This window comes from Actinoalloteichus hymeniacidonis, assembly GCF_014203365.1.
In the GTDB taxonomy this organism is placed as follows: domain Bacteria; phylum Actinomycetota; class Actinomycetes; order Mycobacteriales; family Pseudonocardiaceae; genus Actinoalloteichus_A; species Actinoalloteichus_A hymeniacidonis.
This window is the reverse complement of sequence record NZ_JACHIS010000001.1, coordinates 3,587,981-3,606,989: the sequence shown is the minus strand read 5'-3', so window position 1 is coordinate 3,606,989 and position 19,009 is coordinate 3,587,981. Positions and strand designations below refer to the sequence as shown.

17 protein-coding genes are annotated in these 19,009 nt (G+C 70.5%); 11 read left to right on the top strand and 6 right to left on the bottom strand.

What is annotated here, in order from left to right; all coding sequences use genetic code 11:
• The first annotated feature begins 202 nt into the window (after positions 1-202).
• The 5 genes from BKA25_RS14720 to BKA25_RS14700 all read left to right on the top strand — a co-directional run bounded on the left by BKA25_RS14720 (position 203) and on the right by BKA25_RS14700 (position 6,536).
• Positions 203-1,540, top strand: coding sequence for an aminotransferase-like domain-containing protein (locus tag BKA25_RS14720; protein ID WP_069849030.1), 1,338 nt, complete (start codon positions 203-205; stop codon positions 1,538-1,540).
• A 172-nt stretch (positions 1,541-1,712) separates the two neighbouring features.
• Positions 1,713-2,663, top strand: coding sequence for a hypothetical protein (locus BKA25_RS14715; protein WP_069849032.1), 951 nt, complete (start codon positions 1,713-1,715; stop codon positions 2,661-2,663).
• A 243-nt stretch (positions 2,664-2,906) separates the two neighbouring features.
• Positions 2,907-4,343: an aldehyde dehydrogenase (NADP(+)) gene (locus BKA25_RS14710; RefSeq protein ID WP_375791856.1), complete on the top strand. Its 1,437-nt coding sequence runs from the start codon at positions 2,907-2,909 to the stop codon at positions 4,341-4,343.
• Between the two features lie 193 nt (positions 4,344-4,536).
• Positions 4,537-4,950: a nitroreductase family deazaflavin-dependent oxidoreductase gene (locus BKA25_RS14705; RefSeq protein ID WP_069849036.1), complete on the top strand. Its 414-nt coding sequence runs from the start codon at positions 4,537-4,539 to the stop codon at positions 4,948-4,950.
• Between the two features lie 359 nt (positions 4,951-5,309).
• Complete coding sequence (locus BKA25_RS14700) at positions 5,310-6,536, top strand: MFS transporter (RefSeq protein WP_069853617.1); 1,227 nt, start codon at positions 5,310-5,312, stop codon at positions 6,534-6,536.
• 51 nt (positions 6,537-6,587) lie between these two features.
• Here BKA25_RS14700 and BKA25_RS14695 read toward each other — a convergent pair whose 3' ends face one another.
• Positions 6,588-7,505: an ADP-ribosylglycohydrolase family protein gene (locus BKA25_RS14695; protein ID WP_069849038.1), complete on the bottom strand. Its 918-nt coding sequence runs from the start codon at positions 7,503-7,505 to the stop codon at positions 6,588-6,590.
• A 189-nt stretch (positions 7,506-7,694) separates the two neighbouring features.
• On the opposite strand from BKA25_RS14695, the gene BKA25_RS14690 reads away from it, so the two are divergent.
• Positions 7,695-8,069, top strand: a complete 375-nt coding sequence (locus tag BKA25_RS14690) for a TraR/DksA family transcriptional regulator (RefSeq protein ID WP_069849040.1) — start codon at positions 7,695-7,697, stop codon at positions 8,067-8,069.
• Positions 8,070-8,094: 25 nt separating this feature from the next.
• Here the strand turns inward: BKA25_RS14690 and BKA25_RS14685 are convergent, their stop codons facing one another.
• The 5 genes from BKA25_RS14685 to BKA25_RS14665 all read right to left on the bottom strand — a co-directional run bounded on the left by BKA25_RS14685 (position 8,095) and on the right by BKA25_RS14665 (position 13,494).
• The gene (locus tag BKA25_RS14685) at positions 8,095-8,934 is read right to left on the bottom strand and encodes a metallophosphoesterase family protein (protein WP_069849042.1); all 840 of its coding nucleotides are present in this window, start codon (positions 8,932-8,934) and stop codon (positions 8,095-8,097) included.
• Positions 8,935-9,220: 286 nt separating this feature from the next.
• Positions 9,221-10,417, bottom strand: coding sequence for an acyl-CoA dehydrogenase family protein (locus tag BKA25_RS14680; protein WP_069849044.1), 1,197 nt, complete (start codon positions 10,415-10,417; stop codon positions 9,221-9,223).
• 55 nt (positions 10,418-10,472) lie between these two features.
• Positions 10,473-11,219 (bottom strand): SDR family oxidoreductase, encoded by a 747-nt coding sequence (locus BKA25_RS14675; protein WP_069853618.1) that lies wholly within the window; start codon positions 11,217-11,219, stop codon positions 10,473-10,475.
• Positions 11,220-11,248: 29 nt separating this feature from the next.
• The gene (locus BKA25_RS14670) at positions 11,249-12,094 is read right to left on the bottom strand and encodes an SDR family oxidoreductase (RefSeq protein ID WP_069849046.1); all 846 of its coding nucleotides are present in this window, start codon (positions 12,092-12,094) and stop codon (positions 11,249-11,251) included.
• Between the two features lie 302 nt (positions 12,095-12,396).
• Complete coding sequence (locus BKA25_RS14665) at positions 12,397-13,494, bottom strand: phosphotransferase family protein (protein ID WP_084643647.1); 1,098 nt, start codon at positions 13,492-13,494, stop codon at positions 12,397-12,399.
• Positions 13,495-14,010: 516 nt separating this feature from the next.
• Between BKA25_RS14665 and BKA25_RS14660 the strand changes: the two genes are divergently transcribed.
• Genes BKA25_RS14660 through BKA25_RS14640 form a run of 5 tightly spaced genes read left to right on the top strand, consistent with a single transcriptional unit; the run spans position 14,011 to position 19,000 of the window.
• Positions 14,011-14,814, top strand: coding sequence for an ABC transporter ATP-binding protein (locus BKA25_RS14660; protein WP_216637866.1), 804 nt, complete (start codon positions 14,011-14,013; stop codon positions 14,812-14,814).
• A complete protein-coding gene (locus BKA25_RS14655; protein WP_069849049.1) occupies positions 14,811-15,659 on the top strand; it encodes an ABC transporter ATP-binding protein in 849 nt (282 codons plus the stop codon). Before BKA25_RS14660 ends, BKA25_RS14655 begins: the two co-directional genes overlap by 4 nt.
• Entirely contained in the window at positions 15,656-16,543 is an 888-nt protein-coding gene (locus BKA25_RS14650) for a branched-chain amino acid ABC transporter permease (protein ID WP_069849051.1), read from the top strand. Before BKA25_RS14655 ends, BKA25_RS14650 begins: the two co-directional genes overlap by 4 nt.
• Positions 16,536-17,744 (top strand): branched-chain amino acid ABC transporter permease, encoded by a 1,209-nt coding sequence (locus tag BKA25_RS14645; protein WP_236750764.1) that lies wholly within the window; start codon positions 16,536-16,538, stop codon positions 17,742-17,744. The genes BKA25_RS14650 and BKA25_RS14645 overlap by 8 nt, the downstream gene beginning before the upstream one ends.
• Complete coding sequence (locus tag BKA25_RS14640) at positions 17,741-19,000, top strand: ABC transporter substrate-binding protein (RefSeq protein WP_069849052.1); 1,260 nt, start codon at positions 17,741-17,743, stop codon at positions 18,998-19,000. Before BKA25_RS14645 ends, BKA25_RS14640 begins: the two co-directional genes overlap by 4 nt.
• The last annotated feature ends 9 nt before the right edge of the window (positions 19,001-19,009 follow it).

The window sequence follows — 19,009 nt, the reverse complement described above, 5'->3', positions numbered from 1 at the left end:
ATCGGGCGGGGCAACCGGTCGGTCGGGACGCGCCGCCGAGGCATCGCCCGAGGTGGGGTGGTGGGAACGGGCGGGGAACCGTCGTCCGAGCCCGGAACCTCGGTGCGAAATTCGCCGTTCTTCTTGACGATCCGACCATAACCAGAGCAGGATCTCGGTGCAATAAAAACAATGCTCTCGGTGCAAAGGGGATTCCGGCTTCATGGACGACTACCGTGCCCTCGCCGACGCGTTGGCGGCCGACATCGCAGCGGGCAGGCTCCGCCCCGGCGATCGGCTACCGCCGCAGCGGCGGTTCGCCCGTGCACACCGGGTGGCCGCCTCGACGGCCTCCCGGGTCTACGGGGAGTTGATCCGCCGGGGCCTGGCCGTCGGCGAGGTCGGGCGCGGGACGTTCGTCCGGACCGGCACTCTGCGTGCCGAGACGACCTTGGCGGAACCCGCGAGCGGGCGCATCGACCTCGAATTCAACTTCCCGATGCTGCCCGGGCAGGCCGAACTGGTCGCGACCAGCCTCGTCGACCTGCTGAGCCCGGCGACGATGATCGAGGGGCTGCGTCCGACGGTGGTCGCGGGTACCCCTGCGGCCCGGTCAGCCGCCGCCACGCTGCTGTCGCGGTCGGGATGGCAGCCTGCCCCGGAGTCCATCCTGTTCACCGGCGGTGGGCGGCAGGCGTTGGCCGCCGTCGCCGCCGGGCTGCTGGGCATCGGACAGCGGCTTGCCGTCGAGGAGTTCACCTATCCGGTGATGAAGGCGGTGGCCGCGCGGCTGGGCATCACCCCGGTCCCGATCGCGATGGACGAACACGGATTGATTCCCGCCGCCCTCGCCGAGGTGCACCGGTCCGCACCTCTACGCGCGGTGTACGTCCAGCCCACGCTGCACAACCCGCTGGGCATCACCATGCCCGAGGCACGGCGCCGCGAGCTGGCCCAGGTCACCGGCGAACTGGGAATCCCGGTGATCGAGGACATGGTCAACGGTTTCCTCCGCGAGGACCCCGCGCCGCTGGCGGCCCTCGCACCCGAGCACACCGTGTTGGTGGACAGCATGTCGAAGCGCGTCGCCCCCGGCCTGACCCTCGGCTTCGTCGTCACACCGCCCGCCCTGAGCCCGAAGATCGCTGCGGCTATTCGATCCGGCGCCTGGATGCCGGGCAGCTTCGCGCTGACGGCCACCACCCGGCTGATCGAGGACGGCATGGCCCGATCGCTTGGCACGGCCAAACAGCAGGATGCCCGGCTCCGACAGGAGATCGTCGCCACGCGACTGGCGGGTTTCGACGTGCAGGCCGACCCGGGCTCCTATCACTGCTGGTGGCGGCTCCCGGAACACTGGCGAGCCGAGACCTTCGTCGCCTCGGCCGCGCGACACGGTATCGCCGTCACCCCCGCCGCCGCCTTCGTCGTCGGATCGGGTCGGGCCCCCGGAGCCGTGCGATTGGCGCTGGGCTCGCCTACCCCGAAGAACCTGGCCAGGGCGTTGGACATCCTGGCCGAGGTCGCCCGGGGGACCGCCGAAGATCTCGCGGTCGAGTGAGTCCCGCCGTGCGGAGCACCTGGCGTGCCGGGGCCAGGGGCCGACGCCGCTCGGTCGACGGGCTTGCGCGGAACCCTTTCGGAAATCGGTGATCTCGGTATCCTCGGTGCGTTTTCGCCCGGCCCCACCGAATCCCGGCGTTGTCGCCGCTCGTATCAGGAACCGGAGAACGATGCCCTCCTTCGCCAGCTGGCTCCGCAACAATGTCGACGGCATCCTCGCCTCGGTGATCGCCGGGACGACGGCGGTGTTGATCGTCCCGTCGGTCCTCGGGATCGACCTGCTCGGTGCGGGGGAGCGCTCCGGTGCCGTGACCGATGTGGCGATCCTGATCGTGTTGGCCCTGCTGGCCATCGCGTTGCTGCGCGACCGCAGCAGCACGGCGCGGGTACGCGACGATGCCAGTGCCGTCCAAGTAGTGCACGGTGCCGACCTCGACCGATTACACGCCGAGGCGTACCAGGACACCGACCGCTGGTTGTTCAAGGGCGGTATCGGCACCCACCTGCGGACGGTCACGCTGAAGGAGTGCGTGGACAACGCCCGCGCAGCTCAGCGTCCGACCAGGATCCAGATCGAGATCATCGACCCCACCGACGAAGCACTGTGCACCGAGTACGCGCAGTACCGGTCCTCGCTGAACCCGGGTTCGGACCGCCACGGCGAGAAATGGACCACCGCCCGCGTGCAGCGGGAGGCCCTCGCCACCATCCTGGCCGCCTGTTGGTATCGGGAACGGTTCACGCTGCTGCGCGTCGAGATCGCGCTGTCCCGGGTGATGACCACCCTGCGGTGGGATCTGTCGTCGAACTGGATCATCCTGACTCAGGACGAGTCGGCCGCACCGGCCGTGCTCTTCGAACGGAGCCGACCGCACTACCGCGCCTACGATCGGGAACTCGCGGCCAGCTTCGAGCAGGCCAAGCGGGTCGACGTCGCCCTTGCCAAGGAACTACGGTTGAGCGACGAACCCACGGTCGACGAGGTGCGCACACTGTTCGGCACACTCGCCGTGACACTGCCCGAGTCGTTCACCGACACCGATGTCACCGACATCGTCCGCCGGGCGCTGCACCCGAAGGACAGTCCGCAACGGGCCGCGTCGTCGCAACGCAAGCGCTGACGCCGGCTCCGCGTGCTGCGGTGTGCGGAGCCCGCCGATCCCGAGTTGTGGATCTTGACGGCCGGTCGCTCCCGGTGGATCCGCCGTGTGAGACCGTGCCGGGAGCGAGAGCACGTGAGACCAGATCGAGGCGCCGCTCGGGCTCGACCCGACCGTTCTTCTCGACCGTGACCAACACCGAGGTCGACGGCCGTCTCGCCTGAGACGACGCTCGCCCCGGTTGACGCTGATCGGAGCAGCATTGTGACGACTCCCGCCCCCACCCTCGACGCCGTCCTGACCTCGGCCCGCCAGGCCGCCCGCAGCCTGGCGGGCTCCAGTCCCCTGCAGCGCGCCGACTGGCTGGACGCCGTGGCCCGGGCTCTGGATGCCGCAGGTCCCGAACTGATCGAGACGGCGCAGGCGGAGACGAACCTGCCCGTCGGACGCCTGACCGGCGAGTTGGCCCGCACGACCTTCCAGGCGCGGCTGTTCGCCGAACGACTACGGGACGGCGGGTTGCTGGAGGCACGCATCGATCACGCCGATCCCGACTGGCCGATGGGGGCCAGACCCGACATCCGGCGCGCGCTCCGGCCGCTCGGCGTCGTGGTCGTGTTCGCAGCCAGTAACTTCCCGTTCGCCTTCAGCGTCGCGGGTGGCGACACGGTCTCGGCGTTGGCCGCAGGCTGCCCGGTGGTCCTCAAGGCGCACCCCGGACATCCCAGGCTGTCCCGGCAGACCTCGGCGGTCGTCGTGGCCGCCCTGGAATCGGCGGGCGCCCCTGCGGGCAGCTTCGCGCTGATCGAGGGCTTCGAGGACGGTGTCGAGGCCGTACGCGACCCGAGGGTGTCCGCCGTCGGCTTCACCGGATCCGTCGCGGGCGGCCGGGCGCTGTTCGACATCGCCGCCTCCCGGCCGGTGCCGATTCCGTTCTACGGCGAGCTGGGCAGCACGAACCCGGTGTTCATCACGCCGCAGGGCTGGGCGGATCGGGGCGCCGAGATCGCCACGGGCTTCGCGGGCTCGGTCACCCTCGGCGCAGGCCAGTTCTGCACCAAGCCGGGTGTCGTACTGCTGCCCGACATCGACGGATTCCTCGACCTGCTGCCCGAGCTGACGGCGGGGCCCATGCTCAACGAGCGGATCCAGACGGGCTTCCTCACCGCCACGGGCGGCCTGGCCGACTGCGACGGCGTGGAACCGACCTCCATCCAGGTCGCGGCCGACACCGCCGTGACGCCCGTGCTGCTGCGCACCACCGCCGCGCGGGTGCTGGCCGACCCCGAGCTGCTGGGCATGGAGTGCTTCGGACCCGCCGCATTGCTGGTCTCCTACGCCTCGACCGAGGAACTGCTCGCGGTGGCCGCGTTGGGCCACGGACAGCTGACCGCGACGATCCAGGGCAGCGAGGACGGCGACGAGGTGGCCGCCGCATTGGTCGAACCGCTGTCGGACTTCGCCGGTCGGGTGATCTGGAACCAGTGGCCGACCGGGGTCACCGTCAGCGATGCGCAGCACCACGGCGGTCCGTACCCGGCGACCACCGCGCCGACCAGCACCTCCGTCGGTACGGCGGCGATCGAGCGTTTCCTGCGGCCGGTCGCCTACCAGAACCTCCCCGCCTCGCTGCTGCCCGTCGCCGTGTCCGACGCACCGGCGCCCGGCGTCCGACAGGTGGTCGACGGCAAGCGATCCTGAGTCCGACGGTGGTCTTCGTCGTGGCCTGTGGTTGCGGCCACGACGAAGACCGGGTTGCGGACGCCGCGTCCCGGAAAGTCCGGAATGTCCGGAGTGGCTGGGGTTTTGTCGCATTCACGGCTGGATCGCGCACACCGCGCGTGCCGCTTGACCGGATAACGTTGTGCCTTCGCCCACATCGAGGAGAGACGGCATGTCCGAGTTCAACGATCGCATCATCGAGGAGTTCCGGGCCAACGGCGGCAAGGTCGGCGGCCCGTTCGAAGGCGCGCAGATGCTGTTGGTGACGGTGACCGGCCGCCGCACCGGCAAGCCCCGCACGTTCCCGCTGGTGTACTCCACCGACGGGTCGAATCTCGTCATCGCGGCCTCCAACGGCGGTGCCGACACGGACCCGGTGTGGTTGGGCAACATCGCCGCCGACCCGAAGGTCACGGTCGAGGTGGGGGAACGCACCTTCGAGGGGACCGCTCGGATCGAGTCCGAGGGTTCCGAACGCGATCGGCTCTACGCGGCGCATGCCGCGCTGATGCCCGGCTTTGACGACTACCAGAAGGGCACCAGCCGGGTGATCCCGGTCGTGGTCCTGGAACCGGCCGAAGCCTGATCGTCGGTCTCCGGCGACGGAACCGCCGACCGCGCCTGGGCGGCGCGGTCGGGCGAGGGCAGCGTGTTGCCTTGCCGTTTCGATCCGCGCGCGGCCACTCGCAACCCGGCGTGGGTCTGGTGTCGATCCACGCCGACGTTCCGCCCAACGCCCAACGCCCAGCCGCCCGGGGCATGACACTTCTCGAGCCGGGTGTTTCTGCTCACCGGTGATTCGTGACCACGGGCATTGACCGGGTTCGACCGGCCGGACGACACTCCCCGAGTGGGTGACGATCATGATCGTCGACCCCGCCCGATAACCGCCTGTGCCGTCGGTCGACGTGGGCGTCGGCGACGAGCTGGGAGTGGATGCAGGCGATGAGCGGGGCCTCGGAATCGACGCTGGGGCAACCGGTGACCCTGCGCTCGCTGATCCCGGCCGTGTTCCTGCCCGCGACCCTGTACGGATTCGGTCAGGGCGCGGCGGCACCGCTGATCGCCCTCACCGCTCGCGAGCTCGGCGCCTCGCTCTTCGTCTCGGGCCTGGTCGTGACACTGCTGGGGTTCGGCCAGATCCTCGGCAACCTTCCTGCGGGCCGGTTGGTCGGGGTCATCGGCGAACGCAGCGCGCTGCTGGCGGCCACCGGTCTGGCGGTACTGGCCGCCATCGGTTGTGCCCTGGCCCCGAACCTGTGGCTGCTCGGTCTGGCCGTCCTACTGGCAGGCTCGGCGAACTCGGTCTGGAACCTGGCCCGACAGACCTACCTGACCGAGGTCGTGCCGTTGCGGCTCCGAGCCAGGGCGATGTCCACCCTGGGCGGCGTGGTGCGCATCGGCGCGTTCGCCGGTCCCTTGGTCGGAGCCGGTGCGCTGCTCCTCGGTAGCCGGGGTGGCTACTGGGTCCAGGTCGTCGCCGTCGCCGTCGCGGGCACGATCATCCTCGTGCTGCCCGATGTGGACCGTCACTCCCGGGCCCGCAACGGCGGCCGGGTCCGCCCGCTGCGCATGTTCCGAGATCACCGACGGCTGTTCGCCACCCTCGGCACCTCGGCGCTGTTCGTCGGAGCCATCCGGGCGTCCCGGCAGGCCGTGGTGCCCCTGTGGGGCAATCATCTCGGGCTGGATCCCGCGGTGATCAGCCTGATCTTCGGCCTGTCCGGGGCGCTGGACATGCTGTTGTTCTACCCGGCGGGTCGGGTGATGGACCTGTATGGCCGCCGGTTCGTCGCCGTGCCCTCCATGCTGGTGCTCGGCCTGTCGTACCTCCTGCTGCCGTTGACCGATGGTGCTGTCGGGCTGCTCGCGGTGGCAGCCCTGATGGGCATCGGCAACGGCCTGGGCAGCGGCATCATGATGACCCTCGGCGCGGACATGGCCCCGCCGAACGCACGCCCCGCCTTCCTGAGTGCCTGGCGGCTGTGCGTCGACACCGGGGCCAGTCTCGGACCGCTGTTGATCGGGGTGGGTTCCGTGGTGTCCCTGGCGGCGTCGGTGGCCTCGATGGGTGTGGTGGGTCTCCTGGCCTCGGCGGGCCTGGGTCGTTGGATCGTCGAACCGGACCGCGCCGACCCCGAGCCGCCCACCCCACCGCAGCGCGCCACCTGACCGGCGACATCACGAGCCGGATCTCCACCGCAGGCGACGCCGCACTCCCGATCACACCGAATCGGGCACCGCCAACCAGGCGGGCAGCGGCTCGCGGATCTCCCGCCAGGCCCTCGGAATGATGCTTGGACCGTGGTGCGCTGCCAGGATGCCGCCGACCATGGCGGCGGTGGTGTCCATATCGCCGCCTACGGATTGACACGCCTCGATCGCCGCTGCGAAGTCGTGGAAATGCGTCACGGCGACCCACAGTGCGAACGGAACCGTGTCGACGGCACTGATCCGCGCGCCGTTGCCCAGTTCCTGCGCCGCTTCCGCCACCGAGGACTCCACCATGGTCGTCGCCCGTTCCAGGCGGAGACCCAAAGCGGTGGCGCCGCGCGCGCCGACCAGCCGTAAGGCCACGTCGAACAACTCGACCGCAGGCCCCACGACGGTGGTTCCCCGCAATGCGGCGGCGTGCGCTGCGGCCACCCCGACCGCCACCGCCCCCGCGACGCCCTCGGGATGTGCGTGGGTGACCTCGGCGGACCGGGCCGACTCGGCGGCCGCCCGGTCCAGATCATCGGCGAACCAGGCGCCCAACGGCGCCACCCGCATCGCGCCGCCGTTGCCCCAGGAACCGAGGCCGTCGAACAGATCGGCGCTGACCCGCTGCCAGTCCTCGCCCGCACGGACCCGAGCCATGAAGCTCAACGCGCCCGACCCGTAGTCCCGCACCTCCTGAGCGTGCTCGGCGAAGGCCTGCGCCAAGGCCGACTGGTCGACCTGTCCGTATCGGAACAGCACCTCGACCAGTGAGCAGGCCATCTGGGTGTCGTCGGTCCACGACCACGCCCCCGCGGGCCGCTCCGGGGATCGGACCCGCCAGGCGGGAGGAAAGCCCTGATTCCCTGCGGCGTCGCCGACCGATAGCCCGGTCAGTGCGTCGAGTGCGAGCGCGCGTCGATCCGAGGTGTGCAGAGTCATGGCAAGATCGTGACAAGCCGACCGACGGCTGCGCCACCGAATTTATCGCGCACCGCAACCACCTTGGTCACTGTGTGTGAAAGAACCTTCCGAGCGGGGTGGCCGGTTCGGTGACGCGGCTCTCCGGGGATCACCGCAGGTGACCGGGGTCGCGGAATGCGCGCGAGGCCGACCGGCGTTGATGCTGGGATGACCGCAGGCGACCCGCACCGCGCGCAGCAGGAGTTCGCACCCCTGCTGGCTGCCGAGCGGGCGACGCTGCTCGGACTGGTCGACTCCCTGCTGGCCCAACGCGACTCGATCGCCGAGTCCTCGGCGCTGTCCAGTGGCGACGACGAGCACGACCCCGAGGGCGCGACGCTGGCCTACGAGCGGGCCCAGGTGCTCTCCCTGCTGGCCGAGACCCGGCGTGAACTCGACGATCTGGACCGCGCCACCGAACGACTCGCCTCGGGAACCTACGGCCACTGTCTGCGCTGCGGTCGGCTGATCCCCGGCGAGCGTCTCACCGCCCGTCCCGCCGCCACCACCTGCGTCGGCTGCGCCGACCGCATTCGACGGTGACGGCGGCGCGGCGGTCCGGCCGGGCCTAACCGGGCAGGATGGTGCGCAACACGCCCCGCGGCAGACCCCTGGGCTTCCATTCCCGGGGATAGCCGAGCGAGACCTCCTCGAAGCGCACCCCGTTCTGGAAGGTCGTGCGCGGGATATGCAGGTGCCCGTAGACGACCGCCGCCGCGTTGAACCGAACATGCCAGTCGGCGGTCGACTCGGTGCCACACCACAGCGCGAACTCGGGATACCGCAGGATGCGCGTGGGATCCCTGGTCATCGGCCAGTGATTGATCAGCACGGTCGACGTGTCGGCGGGCAAGGCCTCGAGTCGTCTCTCGGTCTCCTCGACCCTGGCCCGCCCCCAGGCGTCGAGCGTCGGATACGGGTCGGGATGCAGCAGGTACTCGTCCGTGCAGACCACGCCTGCCTCGTACGCCTTCGCCAGCGCGGTCTCCCTGGTCAGGGTGCCCTCCGGCCGGAACGTGTAGTCGTACAGCAGGAAGAGTGGCGCCACGGTCACCGGTCCGCCCGCGCCCCGCCACACCGGATACGGATCCTCCGGGGTGTGCACACCCAGCCCCCGACACACCTGCACCAGATGCTCGTAGCGCCGCACACCGCGCAGCTCCACCGGATCGTTGCCCGGTGTCCAGAGCTCGTGGTTGCCGGGCACCCAGATCACCTCGGTGAAGTGATCCTTCAGCAGCCGCAGGGTCCAGTCGATGTCCTCGACGCGGTCGGCGACATCGCCAGCCACGATCAGCCAGTCGTCCGGATGCTCCGGCCGGATGTCCTCGACGATGCGTCGATTGTCCTGGTGTCCGATGTGCAGATCGCTGGTCGCCACCAGACGACCCTCCGTGGGGGCGGTCATCCGGCGACGGGGTCGAGCAGGGGCCGTTCTGTCAACCGGGGCCGGGCGCGTTCGGCGCCCGGCACTCGGATCTGTCGGGTCATCCGTTTGCTCCCTCGCTAGGAGTAGCCGATCGGTCCGTCGTGGATCACGCGCCCGCGAGCATAATCACCGACCGATCAAGCGGGGGCGCTTCGTGGCCCATTCGACAGCCGCCGACTCCGCCCGCCCGCGAGGCCAGAACACGCTGCCGTGCTCGGCACCCCGCCGCTCCACGTCGAGACGACCCACCCCTACGCGAGAGGTCTTATCGTGGCTTGAGCTCTCTGCGGCCCAGGGAACGCAGGTGGACCTCGTCCGGACCGTCGGCCAGTCGCAGCGACCGGGCGATCGCCCAGAAGCGGGCCAGCGGAAGGTCCTGGCTCACCCCGGCGGCACCGTGCAGTTGCACGGCCTTGTCGAGGATCCATTCGACCGCGCGGGGCACGGCGATCTTGATGGCCTGGATCTCGGTGTGCGCGGCCCGATTGCCCTCGGTGTCCATCAACCACGCCGCCTTGAGCACCAGCAGCCGGGCCTGTTCGATACGGACCCGAGACTCGGCGGCCCACTCCTGCACCACGCCCTGCTCGGCGAGCGGCCTGCCGAAGGCGACGCGACTCGCCGCGCGTTCCCGGACCAGGTCCAGGGCGCGTTCGGCCATTCCGAGCAGCCGCATGCAGTGATGGATCCGTCCGGGGCCGAGCCGGGCCTGGGCGATGGCGAAGCCCGATCCCGGTGCACCCAGCAGGTTCCGCGCCGGGACCTCGACGTCGGTGAAGGTGATCTCTGCGTGCCCGCCGTGATCGTCGTCGGCGTAGCCGAACTGGCTCATGCCCCGACCGATCTGCACACCCGGGGTGTCGACGGGGACCAGGATCATGCTCTGCCGTTCCCGGATCGGACCGTCTTCGGCCGTACGGCCCATCACGATCAGAATGCGACACGCGGGATCCTTGGCGCCGGAGACGAACCACTTCCGCCCGTTGATCACCCAGTTCGTCCCTCGACGGACGATGCTGGTCGCGATGTTGGTGGCGTCGGAGGAGGCCACGTCGGGTTCGGTCATCGCGAAGGCCGAACGGATCTCGCCCGCCAACAGCGGAGCCAGCCAGCGTAGGCGTTGCTCGTCATCGCCCGCGACCGCGAGGATCTCCATGTTGCCGGTGTCGGGCGCGGCGCAGTTCAGCGCCTCGGGCGCCAACCGCGGGCTGCGGCCGGTGATCTCGGCCAGCGGCGCGTATTGCAGATTGGTCAGCCCCGCCCCGTGTTCCCCGGGCAGGAAGAGGTTCCACAGACCGCGCCTGCGAGCCTCGGCCTGCAGCGTCTGCAGGACCGGCGGCCGAGACCAGGAGACCACCGGTTCCGCCTCCAAGGTCTCCTCGGCCGGGTAGACGAACTCGGCCATGAAGTCCAGCAGCGACCGGCGGAGTTCCTCGGTTCGGGGATCGGGGGCGAAGTCCACGGCTGCTCCGATTTCTTTGTCGACGACCAGGACACCGGCACGTGAGCGCCGCAGGTCAGGTCAGGGTGACGCCGCCGTCGATCACCAGTGTCTGTCCGGTGATCCAGTCGGACTCCGGCGCGGCCAGGAACGCCACCGCACCGGCGACATCGGCGGGCACCCCCAGCCGTTGCAGCGGATAGGTTCGTGCCACGGCGTCTTCCCGCCCCTCGTACAGCGCGGCGGCGAACCGGGTCTTCACGACTGCAGGGGCCACCGCGTTCACCCGGATGTTCGGGGCCAACTCGACGGCGAGCTGCTCGGTGAGACGGATCAGCGCCGCCTTGCTCGCGCCGTACACCCCGATGCCCTCGGCGGGGCGCAGCCCCGACACCGAGGACACGCACACGACGCGCCCACCGTGCGCGCCGAGCCAGGCCCGGTGCGCCTCCTGCACCCAGCCGAGCACGGCGAACACGTTGACCTCGAAGGTCTTGCGCACCGCCGCCGCATCGGCGGTCAGCAGCGGGCCGTGCAACGGGTTGGTTCCCGCGTTGTTAACCAGCACTTCGAGGCTGCCGAAGGCGTCGATGGCGGCGGCGACCGCACTCGACCGATGCTCGGCGTCGTCGCTGCGGCCTGCGACACCGATCGCGTGCGTCCGCCCGCCCAGGGCGTCCACCGCTTCCGCCAGCGTCGCCGGGTTCCGGCCGGTGAGGCACACCCGCGCGCCCTCGACGACCAGCCGCCGGGCGATCTCCAGCCCGATGCCCCGGCTGGCACCGGTGACCAACGCCGTCTGTCCCTCGAAGCGGCGGGCCACGCTGGAGCCCTCGCCGGTCGTCGTCGCGTTCACTGCCGCTCCTGGAGATCGTCGGTTTCCCAGCGGGTGTGTTGCGGGGTCGCAGCGACGCAGGCCAACCGCTCGCGAAGTCGGCGCATCGACCCCAGCCACCGCTGCCGGTCGGTGACTCGGCGGCGCTCGTACTCGGCGACCACCGGATGCGGAAGGATCTCGAAGGCGCCGGTGACCAGCGCTCGAACGACCTCGGCGGCGACCTCGGACGGCTCGAGCACGGCCCCGGCGGCCAGCGTGGCCGAATCGGGTCCGGCATCGGCGAGCATCGGGGTCCGCACGCCCTGCGGTGCCAGGCAGGACACCGCCACCCCGTCCGCCGGACAATTGATCGACAGCCATTCGGCCAGGGCCACCGTGCCGTGTTTGGTGACGCTGTAGGGCGCCGAGTCGATGTTGGTCAGCAGGCCCGCCGCCGATGCGGTGAGCATGAACCGTCCGCTGTTCCTGGCGATCATCCGGGGCAGGACGTGGTCGGCGGCATACACATGGGCCATGACGTGCACCGCCCACGAATCGGCCCAGTCCGAGGCCATTCCGAGACCCCGACCACGCGCGATTCCCGCATTGGAGCACCACACGTCGATCGGCCCGATCTCGGCCTCCAACCGCGCGACGAGGTCGCCGACGACCGGTGCGTCGGTCACGTCGGCCGCCACCGCCCGGCCCACCGCTGCGGGCAGCGACCCGGCCAGTTCTTCGGCCGCCGCGCCGTCTCGATCGACGACGACCACGGCCCGCGCACCGGCCGAGGCGAACGTGCGGGCCAGCGCGGCGCCGATGCCGGAGGCACCACCGGTGACCACCGCGATGCGGTCCTGCAGGGTGTAGGGCGGCGACATCGTCGATGATTCTCGCTTTCTGCCCGTTGTGGGGCGTCGAATCGAGAACTGCCCGGCCACGGGAGCTCGCGGGCGAGTGGGCTGCCGATCTCCACTTCGGATGATAGGCAGACTGCGGGGCATGTCGATCGAGTCCGATCGCGCCTGCCGCCCGATGAGATCGGGCCGCGTGGCCTGGAACAGCCCCCTAACGGCTGGTCGTCGAGGGTGTTGGTGACTCGCTGTCGTCCAGCGGGCTGTGGCGCCGTTCGCGAAGACCGGTGCCCGCGCCCACCGAGATCGACGTCCGGTTGTGCGTCGGCCTACCGGAGGCCCGCCCGCAGCGCGTCGTGGCCGGACCGGGCCAACGGTTCGACCAACTCACCGATCCCACCGAATCCCACGCCAGCCGTCTGACCGAGTCGGTGCCGATAGTGGATGCCCTCCATGATTACCGCCAGCTTGAAGAACCCGAAGCCCACATACCAGGCGAGTCCGTCGACATCGCGGCCCGAGGTGGTCGCATACGCCTCGATCAGCGCGTCCTCGGTCGGATATCCGGGCGTCGTCTCGGCATTGACCGGTGCATGGCCCGCCAGCGGAGCGCGCCTGCCGTAGACCAACAACATGCCCAGATCGGCCAGCGGATCGCCCAGGGTGGCCATCTCCCAGTCCAGGATCGCGCGCATCCGGTCGTCGTCGCCGAAGATCGTGTTGTCCACCCGGTAGTCGCCGTGCACGATCGTCGGCGCGGGGGAGACCGGCAGCGCATCGCCCAACCGTGTGTGTAGTGCGTCGAGGAGATCGGTGGGCCTGCTGCGCGAACCGTCGAGCTGCGTGCGCCAGCGCCGAAGCTGCCGGGCCAGGAAACCCTCGGGCCTGCCGAAATCGCCGAGTCCCACCTGTTCGGGATCGACCGAATGCAATGTCACCAGCTGGGTCACCAGGGCCGAGCCGATGCGGCCGGTCCGCCGCGATCCGAGTTCGCGGAGCCCCTCGACATCCAAGGCGCTGTGCCCGTCGACGAACTCCATCACGAAGAACGGCGCGCCGAGCACCGAGACATCGCGGCACAGCAGCATCGCCTCCGGCACCGGCACCGGGGTGGTTCGCAGGGCGTTGATCACCCGGAACTCGCGGGCCATGTCGTGCGCGGTCGGCAGGACGTGTCCCAGCGGCGGTCGGCGCACCGCCCACCGCCTGCCCGCCTCGTCCCGGACCTCGTAGGTCAGGTTGGACCGGCCACCGGTGAGCAGCCTGCCGGACAACTCGCCGGTGATGCCCCCGGGGAGCTCCTGCCGCAGGTGATCGGCCAGCAGCTCCGAGTCCAGTCCCGGCGGATCCTCGGCGCGAACCCCGGTATCGGGCTGCCGGTCGGTGGCGCTTCGGGCGCGGTCGTCGAAGTCTCGCTCGCTGTTCATCCTGTCGATGATGTTGCCTCCGTCCCCGATGACCCAGGCCCATCGCACCGACCACCACCGCACTCGGATTCGGGAAAGCCCTGGATAGAGGCCGATGCGTGGGCGTCGCGCCACCCGATTCGGGTGGCGATGACCACCCGAACGGACGCGGGCGTACCGGTCTGTCGACGAGCGAGTGTCGCCCGCCCGCGCCGCCCGTCGTCGGCAGGCTGTGCGTCGTCACACGGCGCCCGCCCTCTTGCTGGGCGGGTGCCTCGAACTCGGCGCGGGATCTGGAGCCGACCGCCACCGCGTGTTGTCGTGGTCACACTTCGACCCGGATGCCCTTCGATGCACCAGCAGAGCCGCCCGGGGATCCGGCAGGTCGACGGAGGTGACGCCCGGATGCGCGCCCGGGCGTTCGACAACCCCCGCGTCGGCGGGGACGGACCTTCGGTCGGCCCGATCGGCCGGTGACATCCGCGAGGAGGGAGCACGGTGACCGAACCCACCGATGAGGCAGCCGCCGTCGAGCCGTTGTTGCGGCTGCGCGACGTCGATGTGCACTACGGAAGTTCCGGCCACGTCCTGCACTCGGTGACCGTCGAAGTCCCGCCCGCCGGGATCGTGGCCGTGCTCGGACCCAACGGGGCAGGCAAGTCCACCTTGCTGCGGGCGGTCTCGGGAACGCTGCCGCTGCATGACGGCCGCCTGACCGGCGGCGGGATCACCGTGGCCGGTCGGGCGCTGACCGGCCGGGATCCGGCGGCCTCGGTGCGGGCCGGGGTGGTGCAGGTTCCGGAGGGCCGACGGGTCTTCGGTGGACTCACCGTCGCGGAGAACCTGCGGGCGGGCACGCTCGGTCTGCGGCGGTCCTCCCGGCGCCCCGCCGTGGTCGGAGCCAGCGCGGACCGGGTGTTCGACCTCTTTCCGGCGCTGGCCCGGCGCAGTACCCGGCGGGCAGGGCTGCTCTCCGGTGGCGAACAGCAGATGCTCGCGATCGGCAGAGCCCTGATGGCCCAACCGAGACTGCTGCTGCTGGACGAGCCCTCCTTGGGACTGGCTCCCGCGATGGTCGCGGTCATCGGCGAGGTGATCACCGCGATCAACCGGCAGGGAGTCGGTGTCCTGCTGATCGAGCAGAACGCCGCCATGGCGCTGCGGCTGGCGAGTCACGCCTACGTGCTCGACGTCGGACGAGTGCGGTTGGCCGGAACCTCGGCGTGGCTGTCCGGCAGCGACGAGGTCCGCAGGCTCTATCTCGGTGCCGCCGCCGACGACGTACCCGATGCCGCTCCGGCCGCCGACGAACGACCCGACCTGCGGCGGTGGGTGCCATGAGCCCATCCGGCCCTCGACGCGCGCAGGCCACGGACCCCGGCGCGCCGCCGACCCTCGTCGTGCGCGATGTGACAGTGCGATTCGCCGGTGTGCTGGCTCTCGATGGTGTCGACCTGACGGTGCGGCCCGACAGTGTGCATGCCCTGATCGGACCGAACGGCGCCGGGAAGTCCACCTTGTTCAACGTCCTGTCCGGAGTGTGCCGAGCCGACTCCGGGTCGGTGACCCTGGCAGGCCGTGAACTCACCGGGTGCGCACCGCATCGCATCGCGGAACTCGGTGTCGCACGCACCTTCCAGAACATCGTGCTCACCAGGGGGACGGTGGCGCAGAACGTGCTGCTCGGCAGGCACGTCCTGACCCGCGGCGGTTTCGTGGCCACCGCGCTCGGTCTCCCCGGCACTCGCCGAGAACAGCGGATCCACCTGGCCAGAGCGCGTGAGATCGCCGAGTTCGTCGGCCTCGGCAGGCTGTTCGACATCCCCGTCGACCTGCTGTCCTACGGAGACCGGAAACGGGTCGAGCTGGCCAGGGCGCTGTGCATGGAGCCGACTCTGCTGCTGCTCGACGAACCGGTGGCCGGGATGAACGCCGCCGAACGGGCCCGGATGGCCGCCACGATCGGACGGGTGCGGGCCGCACTCGGCCTGTCGATCCTTCTCGTCGAGCACGACATGGGACTGATCATGCGCATCGCCGACGAGGTCACCGTGCTCGACTTCGGTCGCGGGATCGCGACGGGAACGCCGCGCGAGGTGCAGCGCGACCCCGAGGTGATCCGGGCCTATCTCGGGACCGGGATCGCCGGGGCGTCGCCGTCGGCCGCCGAGGAGGTGGGCCGATGACGAGCCTGCCGGAGGTGTTGCTCAACGGGCTGTCCCTCGGCTCGGTGTACGCGTTGATCGCGGTCGGCTTCGTGGTGATCTTCCGGGCCTCCGGCGTGATGAATTTCGCGCACGGCTCGCTGTTGCTGTTCGGCGGCTACTTGACCGCCGTTCTGCACACCCCGCTGGGATTCCTGGCCGCGCTCGCCTGCGCCATCGTCGCGTCCGCAGCATTAGCCGGACTGATCGAGCTGCTCTGCATGCGGCGGCGGCCTGCCGAGACACACGTGTTGGCGATCGTCACCATCGGCGTCGACATCCTGCTCCTCACCGAACTCGCCCGGCGGATCGGCCCGGACGTGCTGGACCTCGGGGATCCGTGGGGAGCCGGGGTGCTCTCCGGCGGCGGGATCACCGTGGCCCAGTCCAGAGTGGTCTCGGTGGTGGTCGCGGTGGCACTGGTGTCCCTGCTCGTCGCCGCCTTCCGCTGGTCGTCGTGGGGACTGGCGATGCGGGCCGCCGCCGCCGATCGTGAGGCCGCAGCCCTGATGGGGGTGCGGCTGGGACGGATGCGACTGCTCGCCTGGTGCGTCGCGGGCGCGCTGGCCTGTGTGGCGGCCGTCTTCCTCACCGCCTTCCCGACCCCCGGTCTGGACCGGGCCACCGGTGAACTGGCGTTGCGCGCTTTCCCCGCCGCAGTGCTCGGTGGGATGGACTCTGTGGCGGGCGCCCTGATCGGAAGCGTGTTGATCGGGGTCACCGAGGCTGCGGCTGCCGGCTACCAGAGCAGTCTCGGCCCGATCGGCGAGGGTCTCGGCGACATCGCGCCCTATGTGGTGCTGGTGCTGGTGCTGTTGGTGCGTCCCCAAGGTCTTCTCGGCACGAGGGAGACCATCCGTGTCTGAACCCCCCGAGGTCCCGGTTCGCGCCCGTCGGATTCCCCACGCCGGGGCGCTCGCGGCGGCGGGCGGTGTGGCGCTGCTGCTCGGACTGCCCTTCGTCCTGCCCCCGCTGTGGTTGCAGACCGGACTGTTCGCCATGGCGGCGGCGATCGGCGCCATCGGCCTCACCCTGTTGACCGGTTCGGCGGGGCAGCTCTCCCTCGGGCATTCCTTCTTTCTCGCCGTGGGCGCCTACGGCTATGTGTGGGCGGCGGGGGAGTCGGGCGAGTCCACGGCCGGGCTCGGCTTGCCGGGTCCCGTCGCGGCGATCCTCGCCGTGGCGCTCGCCGGAGTGGCGGGCGGCCTGTTCAGCCCGATCTCGGGTCGGCTGCGCGGGATGTATCTGGGGGTGGCCACGCTCGCGCTGGTCTTCATCGGCCACCACGTCCTGCTCGAACTGGAGTCGGTCACCGGCGGATTCAACGGCCGGTCGGTGCCACCGCTGACCATCCCGGGTTTCGGGTTCACCGACGACGACCCCGCCGGCCTGCTGGTGTTGGGCCACCCCTTCGGCGCCCTCGAACGCCTCTGGTATCTCGGGGTGGTCCTGGTCGCGATCGCCTGGATCACCGCACGCAACCTGCTGCGCGGTCGGCCGGGCCGAGCGTTGGGAGCACTGCGGGACAGCGAGATCGCCGCCTCGGTGATGGGCGTCTCCGTCGCGCGATACCGCTCCGGCGCCTTTGTGGTGTCCTCGATGTACGCGGGCGCGGCCGGGGTGCTGATCGCCCTGGTGTTCCGCCGGGTCGTACCGGACTACTTCGGCTTCGCCCTGGCACTGGACTACCTGGCGATGATCGTCATCGGCGGGCTGGGCTCGGTGGGCGGCGCCATCCTCGGCGCCGCGTTCGTCACGTCGCTGCCGCAGTTGCTCACCCAGTACGCCGACAGCCTTCCCCTGGTGGTGGCGCCGGGATCCACCGAACCGGGTGTGACCCCGGCCGAGCTGTCCCGCTATCTCTACGGGTTGGCGATCGTGCTCGTCCTGCTGTTCACGAGGCAGGGCCTGATCGGCCTGTTGCGCAGGCTGCGACCCGCACACCGGCGACCACCACCGCAGGAGACCCGGTCCAGGCCCGCCGAGGCGACCGATGACGACGTCGGCCCCGACGCTGCGGGCGAGAAGGGCCACCACACCGCCACCGCGAAGGAGCCGACGACATGAGCTCTCCCGGACCCCGAAGAACGATCGCCCTTCTCTCGGGCCTCGCCCTGTTGTTCGTCGCGGGATGCAGCACCGCAGCCGACGACCGCCCCGGCGGCAGCTCGGGGCTGATCACCGGACCCGGTATCACCGACACCACCATCCAACTGGGGGCGCTCACCGATCTGACCGGTCCGTATGCGGCCCTGAGCAGCAGCATCGTCAACGCCCAGCAGTTGGCCGTGGACGAGATCAACGAGGCGGGCGGCATCTGTGGTCGTTCGCTGGAGATGGTGGTCCGCGACCACGGCTACGACGTACAGCAGGCGTTGGGCGCCTACACCGAGATCGGCCCCACCGTCGCGGCGATGCCGCAACTGCTCGGCTCCCCGATCCTGGCGGCCCTGCTCGACGATCTGGCCGCCGACGAGATGCTGACCTTCCCGCAGAGCTGGGATTCCACCCTGCTGGGCAGACCCGAGATCCAGATTCCCGGCAACACCTACGACGTCGACATGATCAACGCGATCGACTTCCTCGTTCGGGGCGCCCACCTCGCCGAGGGCGATGCGATCGGGCACGTCTACTTCGAGAACGAGTACGGCGAGAACGCGCTGCGCGGTGCCGAGTTCGCCGCCGAGTCGGCGGGCGTGACCATCGTCGAGCAGCGGGTCAGCCCGACCGATCAGGACATGACCGCGCAGGTCGCCGCGTTACGGGCCGCCGACGTGACCGCCGTGCTCCTCAGCGCGGGCCCCGCGCAGACGGCGTCCTTCGTGGGCGTGGCCGCTGCGGGCGGCTGGGAGGTCCCGGTGGTCGGCAACACCCCGGCCTACGCCTCCCAACTTCTGGAGACGGCGGTGGCGCCAGCCCTGACCGAGATGTTCTTCATGGTCTCCGGCGCCCCGGCGGCATCGAGTGAGATCCCGGGCGTGCAGGCGCTGGTCGAGTCCTACCGGGCCGCCTATCCGGACGCCGACATCGACGGCGGGGTGCTCTCCGGATACGGCGTGCTCCAGTTCCTCGCCGATGCCCTGCGGATCGCCTGCGAACAGGGCGATCTGAGCCGGGCAGGCATCATCGCCGCCCACCGAACCCAGGGACTCGTCGAAGGCGACCTGGGCATGGCGATGGACTTCTCCGACCCCGACCGACCGCCGTCCTTCGATTCCTACGTGCTGCGCCCCGAGGTCGGAGCTGCGGGCGGACTCGTCCAGGTCGAACCGGCAGGCCGGGCGTCCACCGTCGACGACTACGTCTTCCCACCGACCGGCTGAGCACACCAC

Excerpts from the sequence above, each read along its gene's own strand:
- BKA25_RS14720 (WP_069849030.1), top strand. The coding sequence starts at position 203 with ATGGACGACTACCGTGCCCTCGCCGACGCGTTGGCGGCCGACATCGCA.
- BKA25_RS14715 (WP_069849032.1), top strand. The coding sequence starts at position 1,713 with ATGCCCTCCTTCGCCAGCTGGCTCCGCAACAATGTCGACGGCATCCTC.
- BKA25_RS14705 (WP_069849036.1), top strand. The coding sequence starts at position 4,537 with ATGTCCGAGTTCAACGATCGCATCATCGAGGAGTTCCGGGCCAACGGC.
- BKA25_RS14700 (WP_069853617.1), top strand. The coding sequence starts at position 5,310 with ATGAGCGGGGCCTCGGAATCGACGCTGGGGCAACCGGTGACCCTGCGC.
- BKA25_RS14695 (WP_069849038.1), bottom strand. The coding sequence starts at position 7,505 with ATGACTCTGCACACCTCGGATCGACGCGCGCTCGCACTCGACGCACTG.
- BKA25_RS14690 (WP_069849040.1), top strand. The coding sequence starts at position 7,695 with ATGACCGCAGGCGACCCGCACCGCGCGCAGCAGGAGTTCGCACCCCTG.
- BKA25_RS14685 (WP_069849042.1), bottom strand. The coding sequence starts at position 8,934 with ATGACCGCCCCCACGGAGGGTCGTCTGGTGGCGACCAGCGATCTGCAC.
- BKA25_RS14670 (WP_069849046.1), bottom strand. The coding sequence starts at position 12,094 with ATGTCGCCGCCCTACACCCTGCAGGACCGCATCGCGGTGGTCACCGGT.
- BKA25_RS14665 (WP_084643647.1), bottom strand. The coding sequence starts at position 13,494 with ATGAACAGCGAGCGAGACTTCGACGACCGCGCCCGAAGCGCCACCGAC.
- BKA25_RS14655 (WP_069849049.1), top strand. The coding sequence starts at position 14,811 with ATGAGCCCATCCGGCCCTCGACGCGCGCAGGCCACGGACCCCGGCGCG.
- BKA25_RS14650 (WP_069849051.1), top strand. The coding sequence starts at position 15,656 with ATGACGAGCCTGCCGGAGGTGTTGCTCAACGGGCTGTCCCTCGGCTCG.
- BKA25_RS14640 (WP_069849052.1), top strand. The coding sequence starts at position 17,741 with ATGAGCTCTCCCGGACCCCGAAGAACGATCGCCCTTCTCTCGGGCCTC.